General features: G+C 61.2%; 33 protein-coding genes. 2 read left to right on the top strand and 31 right to left on the bottom strand.

Annotation, left to right across the window (positions count from 1 at the left end; all coding sequences use genetic code 11):
- Nucleotides 1-11: 11 nt before the first annotated feature.
- The 3 genes from sugE to N181_RS28880 all read right to left on the bottom strand — a co-directional run bounded on the left by sugE (nucleotide 12) and on the right by N181_RS28880 (nucleotide 3,188).
- Nucleotides 12-326: a quaternary ammonium compound efflux SMR transporter SugE gene (gene sugE, locus N181_RS28890; protein ID WP_014328083.1), complete on the bottom strand. Its 315-nt coding sequence runs from the start codon at nucleotides 324-326 to the stop codon at nucleotides 12-14.
- A gap of 157 nt (nucleotides 327-483) precedes the next feature.
- Nucleotides 484-1,794, bottom strand: coding sequence for a replication-associated recombination protein A (locus tag N181_RS28885; RefSeq protein ID WP_037401745.1), 1,311 nt, complete (start codon nucleotides 1,792-1,794; stop codon nucleotides 484-486).
- The gene (locus N181_RS28880; RefSeq protein WP_014328081.1) at nucleotides 1,791-3,188 is read right to left on the bottom strand and encodes a DegQ family serine endoprotease; all 1,398 of its coding nucleotides are present in this window, start codon (nucleotides 3,186-3,188) and stop codon (nucleotides 1,791-1,793) included. The genes N181_RS28885 and N181_RS28880 overlap by 4 nt, the downstream gene beginning before the upstream one ends.
- A gap of 275 nt (nucleotides 3,189-3,463) precedes the next feature.
- On the opposite strand from N181_RS28880, the gene msrP reads away from it, so the two are divergent.
- Nucleotides 3,464-4,402 (top strand): protein-methionine-sulfoxide reductase catalytic subunit MsrP, encoded by a 939-nt coding sequence (gene msrP / locus N181_RS28875; protein ID WP_037401748.1) that lies wholly within the window; start codon nucleotides 3,464-3,466, stop codon nucleotides 4,400-4,402.
- A 2-nt stretch (nucleotides 4,403-4,404) separates the two neighbouring features.
- The gene (gene msrQ / locus N181_RS28870; protein WP_014328079.1) at nucleotides 4,405-5,067 is read left to right on the top strand and encodes a protein-methionine-sulfoxide reductase heme-binding subunit MsrQ; all 663 of its coding nucleotides are present in this window, start codon (nucleotides 4,405-4,407) and stop codon (nucleotides 5,065-5,067) included.
- Nucleotides 5,068-5,110: 43 nt separating this feature from the next.
- Here msrQ and rplQ read toward each other — a convergent pair whose 3' ends face one another.
- From rplQ to N181_RS32635, 28 genes are all read right to left on the bottom strand, one after another.
- Complete coding sequence (gene rplQ, locus N181_RS28865) at nucleotides 5,111-5,536, bottom strand: 50S ribosomal protein L17 (RefSeq protein ID WP_014328078.1); 426 nt, start codon at nucleotides 5,534-5,536, stop codon at nucleotides 5,111-5,113.
- A 44-nt stretch (nucleotides 5,537-5,580) separates the two neighbouring features.
- Nucleotides 5,581-6,591 (bottom strand): DNA-directed RNA polymerase subunit alpha, encoded by a 1,011-nt coding sequence (locus N181_RS28860; protein ID WP_012707773.1) that lies wholly within the window; start codon nucleotides 6,589-6,591, stop codon nucleotides 5,581-5,583.
- Nucleotides 6,592-6,694: 103 nt separating this feature from the next.
- A complete protein-coding gene (gene rpsK / locus N181_RS28855; protein ID WP_003536496.1) occupies nucleotides 6,695-7,084 on the bottom strand; it encodes a 30S ribosomal protein S11 in 390 nt (129 codons plus the stop codon).
- Between the two features lie 226 nt (nucleotides 7,085-7,310).
- The gene (gene rpsM / locus N181_RS28850; protein ID WP_014328076.1) at nucleotides 7,311-7,679 is read right to left on the bottom strand and encodes a 30S ribosomal protein S13; all 369 of its coding nucleotides are present in this window, start codon (nucleotides 7,677-7,679) and stop codon (nucleotides 7,311-7,313) included.
- A 232-nt stretch (nucleotides 7,680-7,911) separates the two neighbouring features.
- On the bottom strand, nucleotides 7,912-8,490 hold the full coding sequence (locus N181_RS28845) for an adenylate kinase (RefSeq protein ID WP_014328075.1): 579 nt from the start codon (nucleotides 8,488-8,490) through the stop codon (nucleotides 7,912-7,914).
- On the bottom strand, nucleotides 8,487-9,827 hold the full coding sequence (gene secY, locus N181_RS28840) for a preprotein translocase subunit SecY (RefSeq protein WP_014328074.1): 1,341 nt from the start codon (nucleotides 9,825-9,827) through the stop codon (nucleotides 8,487-8,489). Before secY ends, N181_RS28845 begins: the two co-directional genes overlap by 4 nt.
- 237 nt (nucleotides 9,828-10,064) lie before the next feature.
- The gene (gene rplO / locus N181_RS28835; protein ID WP_014328073.1) at nucleotides 10,065-10,538 is read right to left on the bottom strand and encodes a 50S ribosomal protein L15; all 474 of its coding nucleotides are present in this window, start codon (nucleotides 10,536-10,538) and stop codon (nucleotides 10,065-10,067) included.
- A gap of 13 nt (nucleotides 10,539-10,551) precedes the next feature.
- Nucleotides 10,552-10,755 (bottom strand): 50S ribosomal protein L30, encoded by a 204-nt coding sequence (gene rpmD, locus N181_RS28830; RefSeq protein WP_003536508.1) that lies wholly within the window; start codon nucleotides 10,753-10,755, stop codon nucleotides 10,552-10,554.
- A gap of 12 nt (nucleotides 10,756-10,767) precedes the next feature.
- Nucleotides 10,768-11,337, bottom strand: coding sequence for a 30S ribosomal protein S5 (gene rpsE, locus N181_RS28825; RefSeq protein ID WP_014328072.1), 570 nt, complete (start codon nucleotides 11,335-11,337; stop codon nucleotides 10,768-10,770).
- A gap of 127 nt (nucleotides 11,338-11,464) precedes the next feature.
- A complete protein-coding gene (gene rplR / locus N181_RS28820; protein ID WP_014328071.1) occupies nucleotides 11,465-11,827 on the bottom strand; it encodes a 50S ribosomal protein L18 in 363 nt (120 codons plus the stop codon).
- A gap of 12 nt (nucleotides 11,828-11,839) precedes the next feature.
- Nucleotides 11,840-12,373 (bottom strand): 50S ribosomal protein L6, encoded by a 534-nt coding sequence (gene rplF, locus N181_RS28815; RefSeq protein WP_012707766.1) that lies wholly within the window; start codon nucleotides 12,371-12,373, stop codon nucleotides 11,840-11,842.
- Between the two features lie 40 nt (nucleotides 12,374-12,413).
- The gene (rpsH, locus tag N181_RS28810) at nucleotides 12,414-12,812 is read right to left on the bottom strand and encodes a 30S ribosomal protein S8 (protein ID WP_012707765.1); all 399 of its coding nucleotides are present in this window, start codon (nucleotides 12,810-12,812) and stop codon (nucleotides 12,414-12,416) included.
- 12 nt (nucleotides 12,813-12,824) lie between these two features.
- Nucleotides 12,825-13,130: a 30S ribosomal protein S14 gene (rpsN, locus tag N181_RS28805; protein WP_014328070.1), complete on the bottom strand. Its 306-nt coding sequence runs from the start codon at nucleotides 13,128-13,130 to the stop codon at nucleotides 12,825-12,827.
- 34 nt (nucleotides 13,131-13,164) lie between these two features.
- A complete protein-coding gene (gene rplE, locus N181_RS28800; protein WP_014328069.1) occupies nucleotides 13,165-13,722 on the bottom strand; it encodes a 50S ribosomal protein L5 in 558 nt (185 codons plus the stop codon).
- Nucleotides 13,715-14,026 (bottom strand): 50S ribosomal protein L24, encoded by a 312-nt coding sequence (gene rplX / locus N181_RS28795; RefSeq protein ID WP_012707762.1) that lies wholly within the window; start codon nucleotides 14,024-14,026, stop codon nucleotides 13,715-13,717. Before rplX ends, rplE begins: the two co-directional genes overlap by 8 nt.
- A gap of 14 nt (nucleotides 14,027-14,040) precedes the next feature.
- The gene (gene rplN / locus N181_RS28790) at nucleotides 14,041-14,409 is read right to left on the bottom strand and encodes a 50S ribosomal protein L14 (RefSeq protein ID WP_012707761.1); all 369 of its coding nucleotides are present in this window, start codon (nucleotides 14,407-14,409) and stop codon (nucleotides 14,041-14,043) included.
- Nucleotides 14,410-14,587: 178 nt separating this feature from the next.
- Nucleotides 14,588-14,824: a 30S ribosomal protein S17 gene (gene rpsQ, locus N181_RS28785; RefSeq protein ID WP_014328068.1), complete on the bottom strand. Its 237-nt coding sequence runs from the start codon at nucleotides 14,822-14,824 to the stop codon at nucleotides 14,588-14,590.
- A 12-nt stretch (nucleotides 14,825-14,836) separates the two neighbouring features.
- The gene (gene rpmC, locus N181_RS28780) at nucleotides 14,837-15,037 is read right to left on the bottom strand and encodes a 50S ribosomal protein L29 (RefSeq protein WP_011975176.1); all 201 of its coding nucleotides are present in this window, start codon (nucleotides 15,035-15,037) and stop codon (nucleotides 14,837-14,839) included.
- 12 nt (nucleotides 15,038-15,049) lie between these two features.
- Nucleotides 15,050-15,463, bottom strand: coding sequence for a 50S ribosomal protein L16 (gene rplP, locus N181_RS28775; protein ID WP_003536531.1), 414 nt, complete (start codon nucleotides 15,461-15,463; stop codon nucleotides 15,050-15,052).
- Nucleotides 15,464-15,501: 38 nt separating this feature from the next.
- Nucleotides 15,502-16,215: a 30S ribosomal protein S3 gene (gene rpsC, locus N181_RS28770; protein ID WP_014328067.1), complete on the bottom strand. Its 714-nt coding sequence runs from the start codon at nucleotides 16,213-16,215 to the stop codon at nucleotides 15,502-15,504.
- Nucleotides 16,215-16,604, bottom strand: coding sequence for a 50S ribosomal protein L22 (gene rplV, locus N181_RS28765; RefSeq protein WP_012707758.1), 390 nt, complete (start codon nucleotides 16,602-16,604; stop codon nucleotides 16,215-16,217). The genes rpsC and rplV overlap by 1 nt, the downstream gene beginning before the upstream one ends.
- A gap of 2 nt (nucleotides 16,605-16,606) precedes the next feature.
- On the bottom strand, nucleotides 16,607-16,885 hold the full coding sequence (gene rpsS, locus N181_RS28760) for a 30S ribosomal protein S19 (protein WP_002964358.1): 279 nt from the start codon (nucleotides 16,883-16,885) through the stop codon (nucleotides 16,607-16,609).
- 15 nt (nucleotides 16,886-16,900) lie between these two features.
- Entirely contained in the window at nucleotides 16,901-17,737 is an 837-nt protein-coding gene (rplB, locus tag N181_RS28755) for a 50S ribosomal protein L2 (RefSeq protein WP_014328066.1), read from the bottom strand.
- A 43-nt stretch (nucleotides 17,738-17,780) separates the two neighbouring features.
- On the bottom strand, nucleotides 17,781-18,074 hold the full coding sequence (locus N181_RS28750; protein ID WP_012707756.1) for a 50S ribosomal protein L23: 294 nt from the start codon (nucleotides 18,072-18,074) through the stop codon (nucleotides 17,781-17,783).
- Nucleotides 18,071-18,691 (bottom strand): 50S ribosomal protein L4, encoded by a 621-nt coding sequence (gene rplD / locus N181_RS28745; protein WP_014328065.1) that lies wholly within the window; start codon nucleotides 18,689-18,691, stop codon nucleotides 18,071-18,073. The genes N181_RS28750 and rplD overlap by 4 nt, the downstream gene beginning before the upstream one ends.
- 12 nt (nucleotides 18,692-18,703) lie before the next feature.
- On the bottom strand, nucleotides 18,704-19,390 hold the full coding sequence (gene rplC / locus N181_RS28740; RefSeq protein WP_014328064.1) for a 50S ribosomal protein L3: 687 nt from the start codon (nucleotides 19,388-19,390) through the stop codon (nucleotides 18,704-18,706).
- Nucleotides 19,391-19,513: 123 nt separating this feature from the next.
- On the bottom strand, nucleotides 19,514-19,822 hold the full coding sequence (gene rpsJ, locus N181_RS28735; RefSeq protein WP_003507767.1) for a 30S ribosomal protein S10: 309 nt from the start codon (nucleotides 19,820-19,822) through the stop codon (nucleotides 19,514-19,516).
- Between the two features lie 147 nt (nucleotides 19,823-19,969).
- The coding region (locus tag N181_RS32635) for an EF-Tu C-terminal domain-related protein (protein WP_134887923.1) at nucleotides 19,970-20,074 on the bottom strand (105 nt) is incomplete at its 5' end.

Below are 20,074 nucleotides of genomic sequence, written 5' to 3'. Positions count from 1 at the left end.
CTTACTATGCGTTAGGCTGCGAGCTTGAGACCGGCAATACCGGCGACGATCAGGCCGATGCAGCCGAGGCGCGCGGCCGTGACTGGCTCTGCAAAAAGAATGATGCCGAGGATCACGGTGCCGACGGTACCTATGCCGGTCCAAACGGCATAGGCCGTACCGAGCGGCAGCGAACGCACCGCGATGCCGAGCAGAACGACGCTTAGGACCATGGACCCGACCGTCAGTACCGTCGGCGTGAACCGCGTAAACCCATCCGTGTATTTGAGACCGATCGCCCAACCGATTTCGAGAATTCCGGCGAGCAGCAGCGTGAACCAGGCCATTATCAAACTCCTTCATCTGGAGCGAGGCCGTCCCCGCGGGTGTTCGGATCTGTAGATCCGTGCAGCCGTCTGCGATCGTGGCTCTCCTATGCCACAAGCGCGTATGGGCAGCAAGAGGTTGGGCGGCAAACCAGCCTTGCACCGCCGGCACGGCTGGTCAGGAATTCCGCTCGCGGCGCAGTTTCGCCCACCACTCGAGCCGCTTGCGGATGTCCCGCTCGAAGCCGCGCTCCGGAGGATCATAGAAGGTCTTCCGGCCCATCTTCTCGGGGAAATAATCCTGGCCGGAAAATGCATCCGGTTCGTCATGATCGTAGCGGTAGCCGTCGCCGTAGCCCTCGCCCTTCATGAGCTTGGTCGGGGCATTGAGAATATGCTTCGGCGGCAGCAACGAGCCGTTTTCCTTGGCCGCGCGCATAGCCCCTTTATAGGCTGTATAGAGCGCGTTCGATTTCGGCGCCGTGGCGACATAGACGCAGGCCTGTGCCAGCGCCAGTTCCCCTTCCGGCGAACCGAGGTAGTCATAGGCATCCTTGGCGGCGTTGCAGATCACCAGCGCCTGCGGATCGGCAAGGCCGATATCCTCGACGGCCATGCGCACCAGCCGCCTGCCGATATACAAGGGATCCTCGCCTGCATCGAACATCCGGCAGAGATAGTAGAGCGCCGCATCCGGGTCGGATCCGCGAACGGACTTATGCAGCGCCGAGATCAGATTGTAGTGACCGTCCTGGCCCTTGTCGTAGACCGGCGCACGGCGCTGGACGATTTCCCGCAGCGCTTCGGTGTCGAAAACCTCGTCCTGGCGCGCCGCTCGCCAAACCTCCTCGGCTAGCGTCAGCACCGCCCGGCCATCGCCATCCGCCATGCGGATCAGGCTGCCGCGGGCGTCCGCGTCGAGCGGCAGCGGCTTGCCCTCGGCCTGCTCGGCGCGTGTCAGGAGTTCCTCCAGGCTCGTCTCATCATGCGGCTTGAATGTCAGCACCCGCGCCCGCGAGAGCAGCGCGGCGTTGAGCTCGAATGACGGATTCTCGGTCGTGGCCCCGACCAGGATCACCGTACCGTCTTCCATAACGGGCAGGAAACTGTCCTGCTGGGCGCGATTGAAGCGATGAATCTCGTCGACGAAGAGCAATGTCTGGCGTCCCGACATGCGCCGGGCACGAGCGGACTCGAAAACCTTCTTGAGGTCGGCGACGCCGGAGAAGATCGCCGAGATCTGCTCGAAGGCGAGGCCGGCCTCCCCGGAAAGCAGGCGGGCGACTGTGGTCTTGCCGGTACCTGGCGGTCCCCAGAAGATCATCGAGCCGAGCGATCCCGACGCGATCATCCGCGTCAGCGCGCCATCCGCACCGGTCAGATGTTCCTGCCCGGTCACCTCGGCGAGCGTGCGCGGCCGCAGCCGATCGGCAAGCGGTCTTGCCGAGGCCATCTCAGGCGGTTCAACGGGGGAGAAGAGATCGCTCATCGGAAGAACTGTCGGATAAGCTGGCCGTCGCGCTCGATCTCGACACGCCAGAACGAGGCGTCTTCGGCAACGACGCTTTCCAGCGTCTTCGAATTGTCGATCGGCGTTCCATTGACGGAGCGTACGATATCTTTCGGCTCAAGGCCAATGCGCGCCGCCGGCGAGCCGCGATTGACCTCGGTGACGACGACCCCCTGCAGCGATGTCGGCATGCGCAGTTCATCCGCGAGGCGCGGCGAAAGATTGGCGACGACTGCACCGGCAAAGGGGTTCCTCCCCTCGATCAGCCGTTCGTCGCGCGGCGCGGTTTCCGGTGCCCGCTCCAGCTTCAGGGTGATGTCGTGGGCCTCGCCGTGTTCGGCAACCGTCACCCGTGCTTCATGGCCGATGCCGACGGTCGTCAGCCGGTAGCCGAGGGCATCCGGGTGCTCCACCGATATGCCGTTGACGGCCGTGACCACCTGCCCCGGCTTCATGCCGGCATTCGCCGCCGGTCCGCCCGGCTGAACGGCCGTCACCAGCGCACCACGGGCGCGATCGAGGCCGAGCGCTTCGGCGACATCGGAGGTAACCGGCTCGAAGGTCGCGCCGACGAAGGGACGGATGAAGGAGCCGCCACCGCCCTCCGCCGACGCCACGAAGACCTTGACCAGATTTGCCGGGATCGCGAAGCCGACGCCGTTCGAGCCGCCGCCCCGCGAGAAGATCGCGGTGTTGATGCCGATCAGTTCACCCTTCATGTTGATCAGCCCGCCACCGGAATTGCCCGGATTGATCGCCGCGTCGGTCTGGATGAAGAAACCGAAATCGCCGGAAGAAACCTGGTTGCGGGCGAGCGCCGAGACGATGCCGCTGGTCACCGTCTGCCCGACCCCGAACGGGTTGCCCATCGCCAGGACCAGGTCGCCGACCTCGACCGCATCCGAATCGCCGATCGGGATGATGTCGAACGGACCATCCGATTCGATCTTCATCACCGCGAGGTCGAGGCGATCGTCCTTGAGGATGATCTTGCAGGGATACTCTCGCCCGTCGGCAAGCGCCACCTTGATGTCGTCCGCCCCCTCGATGACGTGGTTGTTGGTGACGACGATGCCATCGCGGCGGACGACCACGCCCGAACCAAGCGACGACTGCTTTTCCGTGCGGTTCGGCATCCGCTGGCCGAAGAACTCCTCGAAGAAAGGATCGCCGGCAAAGACCGATCGCCGCTCGACCACCCGCTCCGCATAGACATTCACCACGGCATTTGCCGTCTGTTTGACCAGCGGCGCGAAGGAGAGCTGCATTTCGGTGTGGGATTGCGGGACGGTCTTGTTATCCTGCGCTGCGGCTGGGCTCGACAAGGCAATCGCAAGAACAAGAGCCGGCAAGGCTCGGCGGCCAAAAATCATGAAGCGTTCTCCCTTTCGTTGCCGGTACGTTCAGATAGGATTTCGCAAGAAAAAAGGCAAACGCAAGGCTGCCGCTCCGAGATGCAATGCGCTGGAGATTCCTGCGCCTTTTCAGGCTTTTGAGGCGATTCGTCGAGGATCAGTGGCGGCTGTACGGCAATGCGGCCCCGCTCACGCGCCGCGCACGAAAACGTGGTCTCCTCCATCTTTCACAGTGATCGAATCTCTGGTCATCTTGGCCCAATGCAGCTTTCAATCTTTCTCGAGGAAGCACCATGCCCGCCTACCGCCCACCGGAGATCCCCGCATCCGAAATCACGCCGGAGCGTTTTTTCCTCGATCGTCGCAGCTTTCTCGCCGCCGCAGGCGGCCTCGCTCTCGGCGGGACGAGCGTGGCCCATGCGGCCGCGCTCAAGGTCACGAGCAGCCCTTACAAGGTCAATGAGACCCTGACGCCCGAGAAAGACGTCACAAGCTACAATAATTTCTACGAGTTCGGCACCGGAAAGGCCGATCCGGCCGCCAATTCGGGAAGCTTCAAGCCGACCCCCTGGACCGTGAAGGTGGACGGCCTCGTCGGCAAGCCGCGTGAGTTCGGCCTCGATGAGCTGCTCGCCTTCCCGCTCGAAGAGCGGATCTACCGGATGCGCTGCGTCGAGGCCTGGTCGATGGTGATCCCGTGGGACGGCTTTCCGCTGTCGACCCTTCTCGACAAGGTCGAGCCGCTTGGCAGCGCCAAATATGTCGCCTTCGAAACCGTGGTGCGACCTGAGGAAATGCCCGGCCAATCCGGCTACTTCCAACCGCTGCCCTGGCCGTATCAGGAGGGCTTGCGGCTCGATGAAGCGCGCCATCCCCTGACGATCCTTGCCGTCGGCCTCTATGGCAAGACGTTGCCGAACCAGAACGGCGCACCCATGCGCTTGGTCGTCCCGTGGAAATATGGATTCAAGGGGATCAAGTCGATCGTGCGCATCTCGCTCACCGAAACCGCCCCGCCCTGCACCTGGAACCTCGCCGCACCGGACGAGTACGGCTTCTATGCCAATGTGAACCCGGCCGTCGATCACCCGCGCTGGAGCCAGGCAACCGAAAACCGCATCGGTGAAGGCGGCTTCTTCGGCTCCAATCGCCGCGACACGCTTGCCTTCAATGGTTACGCCGACGACGTCGCGGGGCTTTATGCCGGCATGGACCTCAGGGTAAACTTCTGACCATGGCCCTCGTACCCGCTTTACCGAAACGCTTTCACGGTCCCTCGGTCTGGGCGCTCTACGCCCTCGGCTTCATCCCTGCGGCATGGGCGTTCTATCTCGGCGCAACCGGCCAATTGCCGGGCAATGCGGTCAAGGAATTCGAGCACCTGCTTGGCCTCTGGGCGCTGCGTTTCCTGGTGGCGACGCTGACGATCACGCCGCTTCGCGATCTCGTCGGCCTCAACTGGCTGCGATACCGTCGCGCTTTGGGCCTACTCGCCTTCTACTACGTGCTGATGCACTTCCTCGCCTACATGCTCTTGGACCAGATGCTGCGCATCCCGACGATCCTCGCCGACATCGCCCGCCGCCCCTTCATAACCATCGGCATGGCCGCACTCGTCATGCTGATCCCGCTGGCGCTCACCTCGAACAATTGGTCGATCCGCAAGCTTGGCCAGCGGTGGAACAAGCTGCACCGGCTTGCCTATGTGATCGCCGCCGCCGGGGCGCTGCATTTTGCCATGGCGGTGAAGGTCGTAGGCCTCGAGCAGATGCTCTACATCTTCCTCGTTTCGCTGCTACTTGCCTGGCGCGCGGTTCGGACGCCGTTCCTGCGCTGGAAGCGGCAGCGGACGGCCGTCGTGCGATCCAGTCCCGCAACACAAAAAGCGGCCGGGTGAAACTCACCCGGCCGCTTCAAATCGATTGCGAAGTCGGCTCTGATCAGGCTGCTTCGGCTGCTTCCGCTTCAGCGGAGACGCGAGCGCGATCCTTGGCGCCCTTGGCATCGACATCGCGGTCAACGAATTCGATGACGGCGAGCGGGGCATTGTCGCCCTGGCGGAAGCCCGCCTTCATGATGCGCAGGTAGCCGCCGTTGCGGGTGGCGTAGCGCGATGCGATCGCGTCGAACAGCTTCGAGACGACAGCAACGTCGCGGATCTGCGAGATCGCCTGACGGCGGGCATGCAGGTCGCCGCGCTTGCCGAGCGTGACGAGCTTCTCGACGATCGGACGGATTTCCTTGGCCTTCGGCAGGGTCGTGACGATCTGCTCGTGCTCGATCAGCGAAGCTGCCATGTTGGCAAACATCGCCTTGCGGTGGCTGGCGGTTCTATTCAGCTTGCGGCCGGCTTTACCGTGGCGCATGGCTAGTCTCCTTTACTTGCAGGCATTCGCCTGCAGTTTAACGGTTAGTATTGGTCTTCGTAACGCTTGGCGAGATCTTCGATGTTCTCCGGCGGCCAGGACGGCACTTCCATGCCGAGGTGCAGGCCCATGGAAGCGAGAACTTCCTTGATCTCGTTGAGCGACTTGCGACCAAAGTTCGGCGTCCGGAGCATTTCCGCTTCCGTCTTCTGAATGAGGTCGCCGATATAGACGATGTTGTCGTTCTTCAGGCAGTTGGCCGAACGGACGGAAAGCTCCAGTTCGTCGACCTTCTTGAGAAGCGCCGGGTTGAAGGCGAGTTCGGTGACTGCTTCTTCCTCGGCTTCCTTCTGCGGCTCGTCGAAGTTGACGAAGACCGACAGCTGGTCCTGAAGGATGCGGGCCGCGAAAGCGATTGCATCTTCACCGGTGACAGAGCCATCCGTTTCGATGGACATCGTCAGCTTGTCATAGTCGAGAACCTGGCCTTCACGGGTGTTTTCCACCTTGTAGGACACCTTCTTGACCGGAGAGTACAGGCTGTCGACCGGGATCAGGCCAATCGGCGCATCTTCCGAACGATTGCGCTCAGCCGGCACGTAGCCCTTGCCGTTGTTGACGGTGAACTCCATGCGGATCTCCGCGCCCTCGTCGAGCGTGCAGATCACGTGGTTCGGGTTGAGGATCTCGATATCGCCAACCGTCTGGATGTCACCGGCCGTCACAACGCCCGGGCCCTGCTTGCGCACGACCATGCGCTTGGAATCGTCGCCATCCATCTTGATGGCGATTTCCTTGATGTTGAGCACGATGTCCGTCACATCTTCCCGCACACCCGGGATCGAGGAGAACTCGTGCAATACGCCGTCGATCTGCACCGCGGTGACGGCAGCACCACGGAGCGACGACAGCAGCACGCGACGAAGCGCGTTGCCGAGGGTCAGACCAAAGCCGCGCTCAAGCGGTTCCGCCACCAGCGTTGCCTTGGTGCGGCCGGAGGAGGTGAAATCCACCTTGTTCGGCTTGATCAGTTCCTGCCAATTTTTCTGGATCATGTTTTCTGCCTTCCGTTCGTTGCCACCATCCAATCGTGGCAACCGAGCCCCGAAGTCCGGGAGAACGCGCCCGCGCTCTCACCGGAATCTTGAATACAAATGATCAGACGCGGCGCTTCTTGCGCGGGCGGCAGCCGTTGTGCGGGATCGGCGTCACGTCGCGGATCGACGTGATCATGAAGCCCGCGGCCTGCAGCGCGCGAAGTGCGGATTCACGGCCGGAACCCGGTCCGCAAACTTCCACTTCCAGCGACTTCATGCCGTGTTCCTGAGCCTTCTTGGCGCAGTCCTCGGCGGCGATCTGAGCGGCGAACGGGGTCGACTTGCGCGAACCCTTGAAGCCCTTTGCACCGGCAGACGACCAGGCAATTGCATTGCCCTGTGCGTCGGTGATGGTGATCATCGTGTTGTTGAACGACGAATTGACGTGCGCGACGCCAGACGTGATGTTCTTGCGCTCGCGGCGGCGAACGCGGGTGGCTTCCTTGGCCATAGGATCCCTTTCTTAGATCTCTGCACCGCCGTAATTCCAGCGGCTCCACCGGGAAAAGGATTGGTCGTCCCCTGCCCTGCATCTTCTTTCACGAAACCGGCACGCCGGCCCCGCTTTTATTTTGCTGAACCGCTAGCGGTCAGACACAGGTCGGGCACTGGCCCTTCCCAAACTGCAAAAGGAGGCCGGCGCGGACGCCAGCCTCCCGCTTTCCCTTTTCGGGAAATTACTTCTTCTTGCCGGCGATCGCCTTTGCCGGACCCTTGCGGGTGCGGGCATTGGTGTGGGTACGCTGACCGCGCACCGGCAGGCCGCGACGATGACGCAGGCCACGGTAGCAGCCGAGGTCCATCAGGCGCTTGATGTTCATCGACGTTTCGCGGCGCAGGTCGCCCTCGACCTGATAATCGCGGTCGATCGTTTCGCGAATCTGAAGGACTTCGGCGTCCGTCAGCTGGTGCACGCGACGGTCAGCCGGAATGCCGACCTTCTCGATGATTTCCTGGGCGAATTTCGTGCCAATCCCGTGAATGTAGGTCAGCGCGATGACGACGCGCTTTGCCGTCGGGATGTTGACGCCAGCGATACGTGCCACGTCTATTCTCCTTGCGTTCCAGTTGCCATCCGGCAATAGGTGCTTCGTTACGCGACCTCGAAGAGCCGCACGTTGATTGAGGTTCGAGACACGTCAAAAACGACCGTACCCGGACTTCTTTGTTTTGAAGACCGCGCCGATCGCTTCTCATGTCGCGAGTTGACGCTGTCTTTGGAGGAATCACCCGGAAAAGTCAACTCCCCGGCGCTTCCATTTTGGCAAAGACGACAGCCTATGCCAGAATCTTGTCGATCTCGGCGGTGACCGCTTCCACGTCCGCCATCCCGTCCACGGTCTTCAACTGACCGGTTTCGGCATAATGCTCCGAAAGCGGAGCAGTCTTTTCCCTGTATTCCGTCAAGCGACGCTTGAAGGCCTCGGGATTGTCGTCGGAGCGCACCGTACCGCCCGTAGCGATGGTTTCCGCTACGCGATTCTCCATGCGCCGGACAAGGGCGGCCTCATCGACCTTCAACTCGATGACCGCATCCAGTTTCAGGCCCTTGCTCTCGAGCATCCGGTCGAGCGCAATAGCCTGCGGCACGGTGCGCGGATAGCCGTCGAGAATGAAGCCCTTCGCACAGTCCGGCGCGTCGATGCGGTCGGAAACGATTTCATTGACGATTTCGTCGGAGACCAGCTGGCCGGCATCCATCACCGCTTTGGCGCGCTTGCCGACCTCGGTCGCCTGGGCAACGGCGGCCCGAAGCATGTCCCCCGTGGAAAGCTGCGGAATGCCGTATCTCTCCGTCAGAAGCTTGGCCTGCGTACCCTTGCCAGCGCCCGGCGGTCCCAAAAAAATAAGTCTCATCGTCCCCTCTTTCCTCCGCGCAGCTTCGACTTCTTGATCAGCCCCTCATATTGCTGAGCAATGAGGTGACCCTGGATCTGTGCTACCGTATCAAGGGTGACGCTGACAACAATCAAAAGCGACGTACCACCAAGGTAGAACGGCACGCCTGTCTGAGAGATGAGAATTTCCGGCAGGATGCAGACGAAAATCAGGTAGATGGCACCGATGACGGTGATGCGGGTCAGCACGTAGTCGATGTATTCGGCGGTGCGCTCACCCGGGCGAATCCCCGGAATGAAGCCGCCGTGCTTCTTCAAATTGTCGGCCGTATCCTTCGGATTGAAGACGATCGCCGTGTAGAAGAAGGCGAAGAAGGCGATCATCCCGCCGTAAAAGATCATGTACAAAGGCTGGCCATGCGCGAGCGCCCCAACGATCGTCGTCGCCCAGCCGGGCAGCGTCGCCGCATTGGCGAAACCGGCAAGCGTCGCGGGCAGCAACAGCAGCGACGAAGCGAAGATCGCCGGGATCACGCCGGACGTGTTGAGCTTCAGCGGCAGATGCGACGTATCGCCCTGGAACATGCGGTTGCCGACCTGGCGCTTCGGATACTGGATCAGCAGGCGGCGCTGAGCGCGCTCGACGAAGACGATCAGCGCGATGACCGCGACCACCATGACGATGATCGCCAGGATGAGCGGCGTCGACAGAGCTCCGGTACGGCCGAGCTCCAGGGTTCCCGCAAGCGCGCCCGGCAGAGCCGCGACGATGCCGGCAAAGATGATCAGCGAAATGCCGTTGCCGATACCCCGCGAGGTGATCTGCTCGCCGAGCCACATCAGGAACATGGTACCGCCGAGCAGCGAGATGACCGTCGAAATCCGGAAGAACCAACCCGGATCGTTGACGAGACCGCTGCCGCTCTCAAGCCCGACCGCGATGCCATAGGCCTGCATAGCGCCGAGGAGTACCGTGCCGTAGCGGGTATACTGGTTGATGACCTTGCGGCCCTGCTCGCCTTCCTTCTTCAATTGCTCGAGCGCCGGGACGACCGAGGTCATCAGCTGCACGATGATCGAAGCGGAAATATAGGGCATGATGCCGAGCGCGAAGATCGCCATGCGCTCCACTGCACCGCCCGAAAACATGTTGAACAGGCCGAGGATGCCGCCGGCTTGGCCCTGGAAAGCCTGGGCGAACGCGGCCGGATTGAGACCGGGCAGCGGGATATAGGTGCCAAGACGGTAAACCAGAAGCGCACCGAGGGTGAACCAGAGCCTTTTCTTCAGATCTTCCGCTTTGGCGAAAGTCGAAAAATTCAGGTTCGAGGCGAGCTGTTCCGCTGCAGAAGCCATGCAATTCTCCGCGTACCATGTCTCGGAAACAGCGGGAGAAACCCGGTCAGTTCCGGCAAGAGTAAGTCTTCGTCGTTGAAAACCGGGCGCGAGGCGATTGTCGCTGCAATCGGATGCCTCACCGTGGTTTCCGTTGTGTCCCGTCGCGGCAAGTGATTCGCCGCCCTCGGACGTGAGGCTCACATATGGGAGCAAAACCGCCCGGCGTGAAGCACCCCGGGCGGTTCATCAGTCATATTATTCCGCAGCGGCGGCGGCGAGCAGCTTTATCGAACCGCCGGCCTTTTCGATCTTCTCGACGGCCGGCTTGGAAGCGCCGGCGACTTCGAGCGAAATCTTCGCCTTCAGTTCGCCATCGGCGAGAACGCGGACGCCGTCCTTCTCGCGACGGATGACGCCGGCGGCCTTCAGGGCAGCCGCATCGACGGTCTTCGAAGCGTCGAGCTTCTTGGCATCGATTGCCGTCTGGATACGGCCGAGCGAGACGACAACGAACTCCGAAGCGAAGATGTTGTTGAAGCCGCGCTTCGGCAGACGGCGGTAGATGGGCATCTGGCCGCCTTCGAAGCCGTTGATCGCAACGCCCGAACGGGCCTTCTGACCCTTCACGCCGCGACCGGCGGTCTTGCCGGAGCCGGAGCCGATACCACGGCCAAGGCGCTTGCGGTTCTTGGTCGCGCCTTCATTGTCCTTGATTTCATTCAGTTTCATATCTGGATCCCCCTCACTTCTCGTCGACGACGCGAACGAGGTGCTGGACGGCCCGGATCATGCCGCGAACGGCCGGAGTGTCTTCCAGCGTGCGAACCCGGTGCATCTTGTTGAGGCCCAGACCGACAAGCGTCTGACGCTGTACGGCCGGACGGCGGATGGGGCTACCAATCTGCTCGACGGTAACCGTCTTCTTGGCAACTTCTTTCTTAGCCATCTGTCAGCTCCCTTATTCTTCGGAAGCAGCGCCGGCGGCAACGCGACGGGACTGGAGCGTGGCGTATTTCATGCCGCGCTGTGCCGCGATGTCCTTCGGGTGCATCTGGTTCTTGAGCGCGTCGAAGGTGGCACGAACCATGTTGTAGGGGTTCGACGAACCGGTCGACTTCGCAACGACGTCGTGAACGCCGAGCGTCTCAAAGACGGCGCGCATCGGACCACCGGCGATAATACCGGTACCGGCCTTGGCCGAGCGCAGCAGCACCTTGCCGGCGCCGTGACGACCGTTGACGTCGTGATGCAGCGTGCGACCGCCGCGCAGCGGTACGAAGATCAGGTCGCGCTTGGCGGCTTCCGTTGCCTTGCGGATGGCTTCCGGCACTTCGCGTGCCTTGCCATGGCCGAAGCCAACACGGCCCTTCTGGTCCCCGACGACGACGAGAGCGGCGAAACCGAAACGACGACCGCCCTTCACCACCTTGGCGACGCGGTTGATTGCGACGAGCTTATCGACAAATTCGCTGTCGCGCTCTTCGCGGTTCTGGCGATCTTCGCGAGAACCTCTTCTTTCTTGTGCCATTGTCCTCTTCCTTTTTCTTTTCCGGGTGCAATCGGCAGATTGACGAAAGTCGCCTCGTACGAGCCGAAGCGACCGGGGGTAATGCGAGGCAGAATCCGCCCAGGCATCTCTGCCCGGGCGGTGAACATTAGAAGTTCAGGCCGCCTTCGCGGGCTGCCTCGGCCAGCGCCTTGACGCGGCCGTGGTAGATGAAGGCGCCGCGATCAAAGACGACGTCCTTGACGCCTGCCTTGGAAGCGCGCTCGGCGAGGAGCTTGCCGACGGCTGCGGCTGCTGCCGTGTCGGCGCCGGTCTTCAGCGCAGACTTGAGATCTGCCTCGAGGGTCGAGGCAGCGGCAATCGTCTTGCCGGCAACGTCATCGATGATCTGCGCATAGATGTTCTTCGACGAGCGATGAACCGACAGGCGCGGGCGGCCATTGGCGACCGCCTTGATTTGACGGCGCACGCGGCTGGCGCGACGCACAAGAGTATCTTTCCTGCTAGCCATTTCGCGTGATCCTTACTTCTTCTTGCCTTCTTTGCGGACAATCCGCTCTCCGGCATACTTGACGCCCTTGCCCTTGTAGGGCTCGGGGCCGCGGTATTCGCGGATTTCCGCGGCAACCTGGCCGACCTGCTGTTTGTTGATGCCGGAAACGACGATTTCCGTCGGCTTCGGCACAGCGATCGTGATGCCTTCCGGCGTCTGGTAGACGACGTCATGGCTGAAACCGAGCGCCAGCTGCAGGTTCTTGCCCTGCATCGAAGCACGGTAGCCGACGCCGTTGATCTCGAGCTTGCGCTCGTAGCCGTCCTTGACGCCCTTGAAGATGTTCTCGACCATCGTGCGGGACATGCCCCACTTAGCACGAGCATCCTTGCTTTCATTGAGCGGCTGAACCACAACCGCATTGTTTTCGAGCTTTACCGAAACTTCGTCGTTTGCGACGAAGAACAGTTCGCCCTTCGGACCCTTCGCCGTTACCTTCTGGCCATCAACGCTAGCCGTGACGCCTGCCGGAACCTGAACGGGTTTCTTACCGATACGAGACATTTTTATACCTGTCTGTTCGTCATGGAGATCCTGCCCGGTCTTAGAAGACCGAGCAAAGAAGCTCGCCACCAACATTCTGTTCGCGTGCCTGGTGATCGGCCATCACGCCCTTCGGGGTCGAAAGGATGGTGATGCCGAGGCCGTTCGCGACCTGCGGAATGGACTTGACCGAGACATAGACCCGGCGGCCCGGCTTGGAGACGCGCGCGATCTCACGGATCACGGAAGCGCCTTCGTAGTATTTCAGTTCGATGTTCAGCTCGGCCTTGCCGTTGCCGAATTCGACTTCAGAGTATCCGCGGATATAGCCTTCGGCCTGAAGGACATCCAGAACGCGTGCGCGCAGCTTGGAAGCCGGCGTCGAAACGCTGGACTTGCGGCGAGCAGCACCGTTGCGGATACGGGTGAGCATATCGCCCAAAGGATCAGTCATTGCCATGTACCCGTCTCCTTACCAGCTCGACTTGACGATGCCCGGCACCTTGCCGAGATTGCCGAGTTCGCGAAGCGCGATACGCGACATGCGAAGCTTGCGATAGTAGGCGCGCGGACGGCCGGTGACTTCGCAACGGTTGCGGATGCGGGTCTTCGAACCATCGCGCGGCAGTTCTGCCAGCTTGAGGGTGGCCTTGAACCGCTCTTCGATCGGCAAAGACTGGTTCATGATGATTGCCTTGAGGGCCGCACGCTTAGCGGCTTGTCCGGCAACCAGTTTGCGGCGGCGCTTGTTCTTTTCAACTGCGCTCGTTTTCGCCATAACAGTTATCCTTCTTTACGCTTGTCGTTACGGATTACTGACGGAACGGGAAGTTGAACTCTGCAAGCAGAGCGCGCGCTTCGTCGTCGTTAGATGCCGTCGTGCAAACGATGATGTCCATGCCCCACATCTGATCAACCTTGTCGTAGTTGATCTCAGGGAACACAATGTGCTCCTTGATGCCCATGGCGAAGTTGCCACGACCATCGAAGGACTTCGGGTTGAGGCCGCGGAAGTCGCGAACACGCGGCAAAGCGATGTTCACGAGACGATCCAGGAACTCATACATCCGAACGCCGCGCAGGGTAACCTTGGCACCAATCGGCATGCCTTCGCGAAGCTTGAAGCCAGCGATGGAGTTGCGAGCGCGGGTGATCACCGGCTTCTGGCCGGCAATCGCTGCGAGGTCGGCAGCAGCAACGGACGGCTTCTTGGAATCGCCGGTCGCTTCGCCAACACCCATGTTGATGACGATCTTGTCGAGGCGCGGGATCTGCATTTCGTTGGCGTAGGAGAACTTCTCCTGCATCGCCTTGCGGATGCGCTCTACATATTCCTTCTTGAGCCGCGGCTCATAAGCGGTCTTAGCCATCGATCACTTCTCCCGAACGCTTGGCCACGCGGACCTTCTTTTCACCGTCGATCTTGAAGCCAACGCGGGTCGGCTTGCCGTCCTTCGGATCGGCGATCGCGATGTTCGAAAGGTGGATCGGGGCTTCCTTGCTGATAATGCCGGCTTCCTGGTTCTGGGTCTGGCGCTGGTGGCGCTTCACCACGTTGACGCCGCGCACCACGGCCCGGTCTTCCTTCGGCATGACCTGGATGACCTCGCCGGTGCGGCCCTTGTCCTTACCGGTGAGTACGACGACCTTGTCGCCCTTGCGAATCTTCTGCATCTCTCAACGCTCCCTTAGAGGACTTCCGGAGCCAGCGAGATGATCTTCATGTGGTTCTTGGCGCGCAGTTCGCGCGGAACCGGTCCGAAGATACGGGTGCCGATCGGCTCTTTCTTGTTGTCGATAAGTACGGCTGCGTTGGTGTCGAAACGGATGACGCTGCCATCCGGACGGCGGATGTCCTTCGCGGTGCGAACGACAACGGCCTTCATGACATCACCCTTCTTCACGCGGCCGCGCGGAATGGCTTCCTTGATCGAAACGACAATGATGTCGCCGATCGACGCGTACTTGCGCTTGGAGCCGCCCAGCACCTTGATGCACATGACACGACGTGCGCCGGAATTATCCGCCACGTCGAGGTTTGTTTGCATCTGAATCATGTCAGGTCGCCTTCTTGTTGTTACCAGGCCGGTTGGGTCGAGACCCCCTCGCCCGGCTTATTGTGCTCATCTCAAAGCAAAAGAACGCCCGGACTCGAGCGTTCCTCAGCTTTAATTGCGTGCTTCATACAGATATTTGCCCAAGACGCAAGGGTCCGGCGGGCAAAACCTGCACAAATCAAGCCTGGGCGGCAACCACCGTCCAGCGCTTGTCCTTGGAGATCGGTGCGCATTCCTCGATGGAAACGACATCACCGACCTTGAACTGGTTGTTCTCGTCGTGAGCCTTGTACTTCTTGGAACGACGCACGGTCTTCTGGAGGATCGGGTGCGCAAAGCGGCGCTCGACCTTGACGACGACGGTCTTGTCGTTCTTGTCGCTGACGACGGTGCCCTGCAGAATGCGTTTCGGCATTTATTCTGGTCCTTAGGCCTTGGCTTCTGCCGCCTTCTGGCGGGCAATGGTTTTGATGCGTGCGATGTCCTTGCGGACTTCGTCGATACGCGAAGACTTTTCGAGCTGGCCGGTAGCCTTCTGGAAGCGCAGGTTGAACTGCTCCTTCTTCAGCTTGGCGAGCTCTTCCTTGAGTTGGTCGGCGCTCAGAGCGCGAACATCTGCGGCTTTCATGAGCTTCACTCCTTACTCTGCGATACGCTGCACGAAGCGCGTCTTGACAGAGAGCTTGGCAGCGCCAAGACGAAGTGCCTCACGAGCAAGTTCTTCGTTGACACCATCGATCTCGAACATCATACGGCCGGGCTTGACCTTGCATGCCCAGTATTCGACCGAGCCCTTACCCTTACCCATGCGGACTTCGGTGGGCTTGGCTGTGACCGGAACGTCCGGGAACACGCGGATCCAGACGCGGCCGGCGCGCTTCATGTGCCGGGTGATCGCACGGCGAGCCGCCTCGATCTCGCGCGCATTGACGCGGTTCGGTTCCTGAGCCTTCAGGCCGAATTCGCCGAAGGCGAGATCAGAACCGCCCTTGGCAACGCCCTTGATGCGGCCCTTGAATTGCTTGCGATACTTCGTACGCTTTGGCTGCAACATTTTTTTACTTCTCCGATATTGGCTGCCACGCGCGTATGTTACGCGTTGTCACGACGACGGTCGCGACCGCCACCGCCCTGGTTATCACTCTCGGTCGCGCGGCGCTCGGAAGCCATCGGATCGTGCTCGAGGATTTCACCCTTGAAGATCCAGACCTTGACGCCGCAGATGCCGAAGGCGGTTTCAGCTTCGGCCGTGCCGTAGTCGATGTCCGCCCGCAGCGTGTGCAGCGGAACGCGGCCTTCGCGGTACCATTCGGTACGGGCGATTTCCGCGCCACCGAGGCGGCCGGCGCAGGTGATCTTGATGCCTTCGGCGCCAAGACGCATCGCCGACTGAACAGCGCGCTTCATCGCACGGCGGAAAGCCACGCGGCGCTCGAGCTGCTGGGCGATCGACTGGGCAACGAGCGTTGCGTCGACTTCGGGCTTGCGCACTTCAACGATGTTGAGGTGCGTTTCCGAGTTGGTCATTTCGGAAAGCTTCTTGCGGAGCTTTTCGATGTCGGCGCCCTTCTTGCCGATGATCAGACCCGGACGGGCCGAGTGGATCGTCACCCGGCACTTCTTGTGCGGACGCTCGATCACGACCTTGGCGATACCGGCAGCCTTCAGCTCTTCCATCAGGTAGGCGCGGATCTTCAGGTCTTCGTGCAGCAGCTGGCCGTATTCGGCGTTGTCCGCGAACCAACGGCTGTCCCAGGTCCGGTTGATGCCGAGACGGAAACCGATCGGATTAATCTTCTGGCCCATTATGCGGCCTCCCCTTTGGCTTCCACTTCACGAACAACGATCGTCAAGTGCGAGAACGGCTTTTCGACGCGCGATGCACGGCCGCGACCACGGGCGTGGAAGCGCTTCATGACGATCGACTTGCCAACGTAAGCTTCCGCGACGATGAGCGAATCAACGTCGAGATCGTGGTTGTTCTCGGCATTTGCGATCGCAGATTCAAGCGTCTTCTTGACGGTGCCTGCAATGCGCTTGCGGGAGAACTCGAGTTCGGCCAGAGCGCGGTCGACCTTCTTGCCGCGGATCAGCGCAGCAACGAGGTTGAGCTTCTGGGGGCTGACGCGGATCGTGCGCGCAATGGCCTGCGCCTCATTATCCTTCAGCCGGCGTTCGGCTTTTGCCTTGCCCATTGTTACTTCCTCTTCGCCTTCTTGTCCGCGCCATGACCATAATAGGTCCGGGTCGGAGCGAATTCACCGAACTTGTGACCGACCATTTCCTCGGACACGGAGACGGGAACATGCTTGTTGCCGTTGTAGACGCCGAAGGTCAGACCAACGAATTGCGGAAGGATCGTGGAGCGGCGGCTCCACATCTTGATCACTTCGTTGCGACCGCCTTCGCGGACCTTCTCAGCCTTCTTGAGAAGATAGCCGTCAACAAACGGACCTTTCCAAACTGAACGAGCCACTTGAGACTTCCTCTCTTACTTCTTGCGCTGATGGCGCGAGCGCATGATGAACTTGTCGGTCGACTTGTTGGAGCGCGTGCGCTTGCCCTTCGTCGGCTTGCCCCACGGGGTTACCGGGTGGCGGCCACCGGAGGTGCGGCCTTCACCACCGCCGTGCGGATGGTCAACCGGGTTCATGACGACGCCGCGTACGTGCGGACGCTTGCCGCGCCAACGCGAACGGCCAGCCTTACCGTCATTGATGTTGCCGTGATCGGGGTTCGATACAGCACCGATCGATGCAAGGCAAGAGCCGTGCACGAGGCGCTGCTCGCCCGAGTTCAGGCGAAGGATCGCCATGCCCTGGTCGCGACCGACGAGCTGCGCATAGGTCCCGGCGGAGCGAGCGATCTGGCCGCCCTTGCCCGGCTTCATTTCCACGTTGTGGATGATGGAGCCGACCGGGATGAACTGCAGCGGCATGGTGTTGCCGGGCTTGACGTCGACAGCCTTGTCCGAAGCGATGACCTTGTCGCCGGCGGCAAGACGCTGCGGCGCCAGGATATAGGCCTGTTCGCCGTCGGCGTAGCTGACGAGCGCGATGAAGGCGGTGCGGTTCGGGTCATATTCCAGACGCTCGACCGTGCCCTCGACGTCGAACTTGCGACGCTTGAAGTCGACCAGACGGTAGGTCCGCTTGTGACCACCGCCCTGGAAGCGAACGGTGATGCGGCCCAGGTTGTTGCGACCGCCCTTGGAGGACAGGCCCTCGGTCAGCGTCTTGACCGGCTTGCCCTTGTAGAGGCCGGCCCGGTCCACGATGACCAGCTGGCGCTGGCTCGGCGTCGTCGGATTGAAACTTTTCAATGCCATTTTCTTGTTCCCTTTTGGGTTTTTACCCTAATGGGCCTATCCGTTAGAGACCGGTCGAGACGTCGATGGACTGACCTTCGGCGAGCGTGATGATCGCCTTCTTGACGTCCTTCTGCTTTCCGGCGAAGCCGCGGAAGCGCTTCAGCTTACCCTTGCGGACGAGCGTGTTCACGGCCGTGACCTTGACGCCGAACAGGGCTTCGACTGCAGCCTTGATCTCAGGCTTCGAAGCGCCCTTGGCGACGTTGAAGACGACCTGGTTCTGTTCGGAAACCAGCGTCGACTTTTCGGTGATCGAGGGAGACACGATCACGTCGTAGTGGCGAAGATCCGTCATTTGAACCGCTCCTCCAGAGCTTCCACGGCTGCCTTGGAAAGCACGAGCTTGCCACGGCGCAGAATGTCGTAAACGTTGATGCCCTGAACCGGCAGAACGTCCACGTTCGGGATGTTCTGGGCTGCGAGCTTGAAGTTGCTCTCGATTTCGGCGCCGCCGATGATCAGAGCGTTGGTGAGGCCGAGCGAGGCGAATGCGCCGGCGAGCGCCTTCGTCTTTGCTTCATTGGCGACGAGATCGTCGAGGACGATGATCTCTTCAGCCTTCAGCTTGGCCGACAGCGCGTGGCGCAGACCGAGCGCGCGGATCTTCTTCGGAAGATCGTGCGCATGGCTGCGGACGACCGGACCATGGGCCTTGCCACCGCCGCGGAACTGCGGAGCACGAGCGGAGTGGTGGCGGGCGCGGCCCGTACCCTTCTGCTTGTACATCTTGGCGCCGGTGCGGGCGACTTCAGCGCGGCCCTTGGCCTTGTGCGTGCCCTGCTGGCGCTTGGCGAGCTGCCAGCGGATGACGCGGGCGATGATGTCTTCACGGGGTTCGAGGCCGAAAATGGCGTCAGAAAGGGAAACCTTTCCCGCGTCCTTGCCCTCGAGGGTTTTGACGGTGAGATCCATTATTCGGCTCCCTTACTTCGATTCTGCGGCGCGCACAGCGGCCGGGCGCGGTGCGCCTTCCGGAGTGCCCGACTTGATTGCGTCGCGGACGACGATCCATGCGCCCTTGGAGCCGGGAACGGCGCCCTTGACCAGGATCAGACCGCGATCTTCGTCGGTCGATACGACTTCGAGGTTCTGCGTGGTGACGCGGGTCTGGCCCATGTGACCAGCCATGCGCTTGCCCTTCCAGACGCGGCCCGGATCCTGGTTGGAACCGGTCGAACCATGCGAGCGGTGCGATACCGATACACCGTGCGTGGCGCGCAGACCGCCGAAGTTATGGCGCTTGATGGCGCCGGCAAAACCCTTACCGATCGTCGTGCCGGTGACGTCAACCAGCTGGCCGGCGACGAAATGGCTGGCCGTCAGTTCGGCGCCAATGTCGATCAGGTTGTCAGCGGTAACGCGGAACTCGACGAGCTTCGCCTTCGGCTCGACGCTCGCAGCGGCGAAATGGCCGCGCAGAGCCTTCGTCGTGTTCTTCACCTTGGAACGGCCGGCACCCAGCTGAACTGCGGTGTAGCCATTCTTTTCTTCCGTGCGCTGGGCCACTACCTGGCAGTTCTCCAGCCGCAAAACTGTTACCGGGATATGCTCACCGGCGTCGTTGTAGACGCGGGTCATTCCCACTTTCTGTGCAATCACACCTGAACGCATCGGTTCACGCCTCTTGTTAAGGGTTCCCGTCCGGTGCATCCGCACCTTCCGGTTTCCTGTTCCTGGAAGCCGTTGGAGAAACTCCACGTACCTTCCTTGTTATTTCGGCTTGCGCCGGGATTCTTAGAGCTTGATCTCGACGTCGACGCCGGCGGCCAGATCGAGCTTCATCAGCGCATCAACCGTCTGCGGGGTCGGATCAACGATATCGAGAAGGCGCTTGTGGGTGCGCATCTCGAACTGTTCGCGGCTCTTCTTGTCGACGTGCGGCGACCGGTTGACCGTGAATTTTTCAATCCGGGTCGGAAGCGGCACGGGCCCGCGCACACTCGCACCGGTGCGCTTGGCCGTCGACACGATTTCGCGCGTGGAGGCATCGAGGATCCGGTGATCAAACGCCTTGAGGCGGATGCGGATATTCTGGCCGTTCATTCGACTTGTCCTTGCTCGTGTTTCCCGTGTGCCTTTCGACGGCACACACTCAAACTTCTGAATTCGTTTCGCTTAGCCGCTTCTTTCAAAAATCGCAGGGACATGGGCGACCATGTCCCTGCCGAAACGGCTCAAGCCGTTTTGTTGTTACTCGACGATCGAGGCGACGATGCCGGCGCCGACGGTGCGGCCGCCTTCACGGATAGCGAAGCGCAGCTTCTCTTCCATGGCGATCGGCACGATCAGTTCGAC

Source organism: Sinorhizobium fredii USDA 205, assembly GCF_001461695.1.
Classification (GTDB): domain Bacteria; phylum Pseudomonadota; class Alphaproteobacteria; order Rhizobiales; family Rhizobiaceae; genus Sinorhizobium; species Sinorhizobium fredii.
The sequence above is the reverse complement of the archived record's forward strand: the minus strand, read 5'-3'. Positions and strand labels throughout refer to the sequence as shown.

Bases quoted from the DNA above. Each gene is read 5' to 3' on its own strand.
- N181_RS28845 (WP_014328075.1), bottom strand. From the start codon at position 8,490: ATGAGACTTATTTTTTTGGGACCGCCGGGCGCTGGCAAGGGTACGCAG.
- rplC (WP_014328064.1), bottom strand. From the start codon at position 19,390: ATGCGTTCAGGTGTGATTGCACAGAAAGTGGGAATGACCCGCGTCTAC.
- N181_RS28860 (WP_012707773.1), bottom strand. From the start codon at position 6,591: ATGATCCAGAAAAATTGGCAGGAACTGATCAAGCCGAACAAGGTGGAT.
- N181_RS28880 (WP_014328081.1), bottom strand. From the start codon at position 3,188: ATGATTTTTGGCCGCCGAGCCTTGCCGGCTCTTGTTCTTGCGATTGCC.
- rplP (WP_003536531.1), bottom strand. From the start codon at position 15,463: ATGTTGCAGCCAAAGCGTACGAAGTATCGCAAGCAATTCAAGGGCCGC.
- sugE (WP_014328083.1), bottom strand. From the start codon at position 326: ATGGCCTGGTTCACGCTGCTGCTCGCCGGAATTCTCGAAATCGGTTGG.
- rplQ (WP_014328078.1), bottom strand. From the start codon at position 5,536: ATGCGCCACGGTAAAGCCGGCCGCAAGCTGAATAGAACCGCCAGCCAC.
- rpsK (WP_003536496.1), bottom strand. From the start codon at position 7,084: ATGGCCAAGGAAGCCACCCGCGTTCGCCGCCGCGAGCGCAAGAACATC.
- rpmC (WP_011975176.1), bottom strand. From the start codon at position 15,037: ATGAAAGCCGCAGATGTTCGCGCTCTGAGCGCCGACCAACTCAAGGAA.
- rpsH (WP_012707765.1), bottom strand. From the start codon at position 12,812: ATGGCAATGACTGATCCTTTGGGCGATATGCTCACCCGTATCCGCAAC.
- rplF (WP_012707766.1), bottom strand. From the start codon at position 12,373: ATGTCTCGTATCGGTAAGAAACCCGTTCAGGTTCCGGCAGGCGTCACG.
- rplX (WP_012707762.1), bottom strand. From the start codon at position 14,026: ATGCAGAAGATTCGCAAGGGCGACAAGGTCGTCGTACTCACCGGTAAG.
- secY (WP_014328074.1), bottom strand. From the start codon at position 9,827: ATGGCTTCTGCAGCGGAACAGCTCGCCTCGAACCTGAATTTTTCGACT.
- rplN (WP_012707761.1), bottom strand. From the start codon at position 14,409: ATGATTCAGATGCAAACAAACCTCGACGTGGCGGATAATTCCGGCGCA.
- rplR (WP_014328071.1), bottom strand. From the start codon at position 11,827: ATGGCTAGCAGGAAAGATACTCTTGTGCGTCGCGCCAGCCGCGTGCGC.
- rpsN (WP_014328070.1), bottom strand. From the start codon at position 13,130: ATGGCGAAAACGAGCGCAGTTGAAAAGAACAAGCGCCGCCGCAAACTG.
- rpsQ (WP_014328068.1), bottom strand. From the start codon at position 14,824: ATGCCGAAACGCATTCTGCAGGGCACCGTCGTCAGCGACAAGAACGAC.
- rpsJ (WP_003507767.1), bottom strand. From the start codon at position 19,822: ATGAACGGCCAGAATATCCGCATCCGCCTCAAGGCGTTTGATCACCGG.
- rplE (WP_014328069.1), bottom strand. From the start codon at position 13,722: ATGGCTAAGACCGCTTATGAGCCGCGGCTCAAGAAGGAATATGTAGAG.
- rplV (WP_012707758.1), bottom strand. From the start codon at position 16,604: ATGGGCAAGGCAAAAGCCGAACGCCGGCTGAAGGATAATGAGGCGCAG.
- rplB (WP_014328066.1), bottom strand. From the start codon at position 17,737: ATGGCATTGAAAAGTTTCAATCCGACGACGCCGAGCCAGCGCCAGCTG.
- rpsC (WP_014328067.1), bottom strand. From the start codon at position 16,215: ATGGGCCAGAAGATTAATCCGATCGGTTTCCGTCTCGGCATCAACCGG.
- msrQ (WP_014328079.1), top strand. From the start codon at position 4,405: ATGGCCCTCGTACCCGCTTTACCGAAACGCTTTCACGGTCCCTCGGTC.
- N181_RS28750 (WP_012707756.1), bottom strand. From the start codon at position 18,074: ATGACGGATCTTCGCCACTACGACGTGATCGTGTCTCCCTCGATCACC.
- rplD (WP_014328065.1), bottom strand. From the start codon at position 18,691: ATGGATCTCACCGTCAAAACCCTCGAGGGCAAGGACGCGGGAAAGGTT.
- rpsE (WP_014328072.1), bottom strand. From the start codon at position 11,337: ATGGCACAAGAAAGAAGAGGTTCTCGCGAAGATCGCCAGAACCGCGAA.
- rpmD (WP_003536508.1), bottom strand. From the start codon at position 10,755: ATGGCTAAGAAAGAAGTTGCCAAGAAGACGGTTACCGTCGAGCAGATT.
- msrP (WP_037401748.1), top strand. From the start codon at position 3,464: ATGCCCGCCTACCGCCCACCGGAGATCCCCGCATCCGAAATCACGCCG.
- N181_RS28885 (WP_037401745.1), bottom strand. From the start codon at position 1,794: ATGAGCGATCTCTTCTCCCCCGTTGAACCGCCTGAGATGGCCTCGGCA.
- rplO (WP_014328073.1), bottom strand. From the start codon at position 10,538: ATGAAACTGAATGAAATCAAGGACAATGAAGGCGCGACCAAGAACCGC.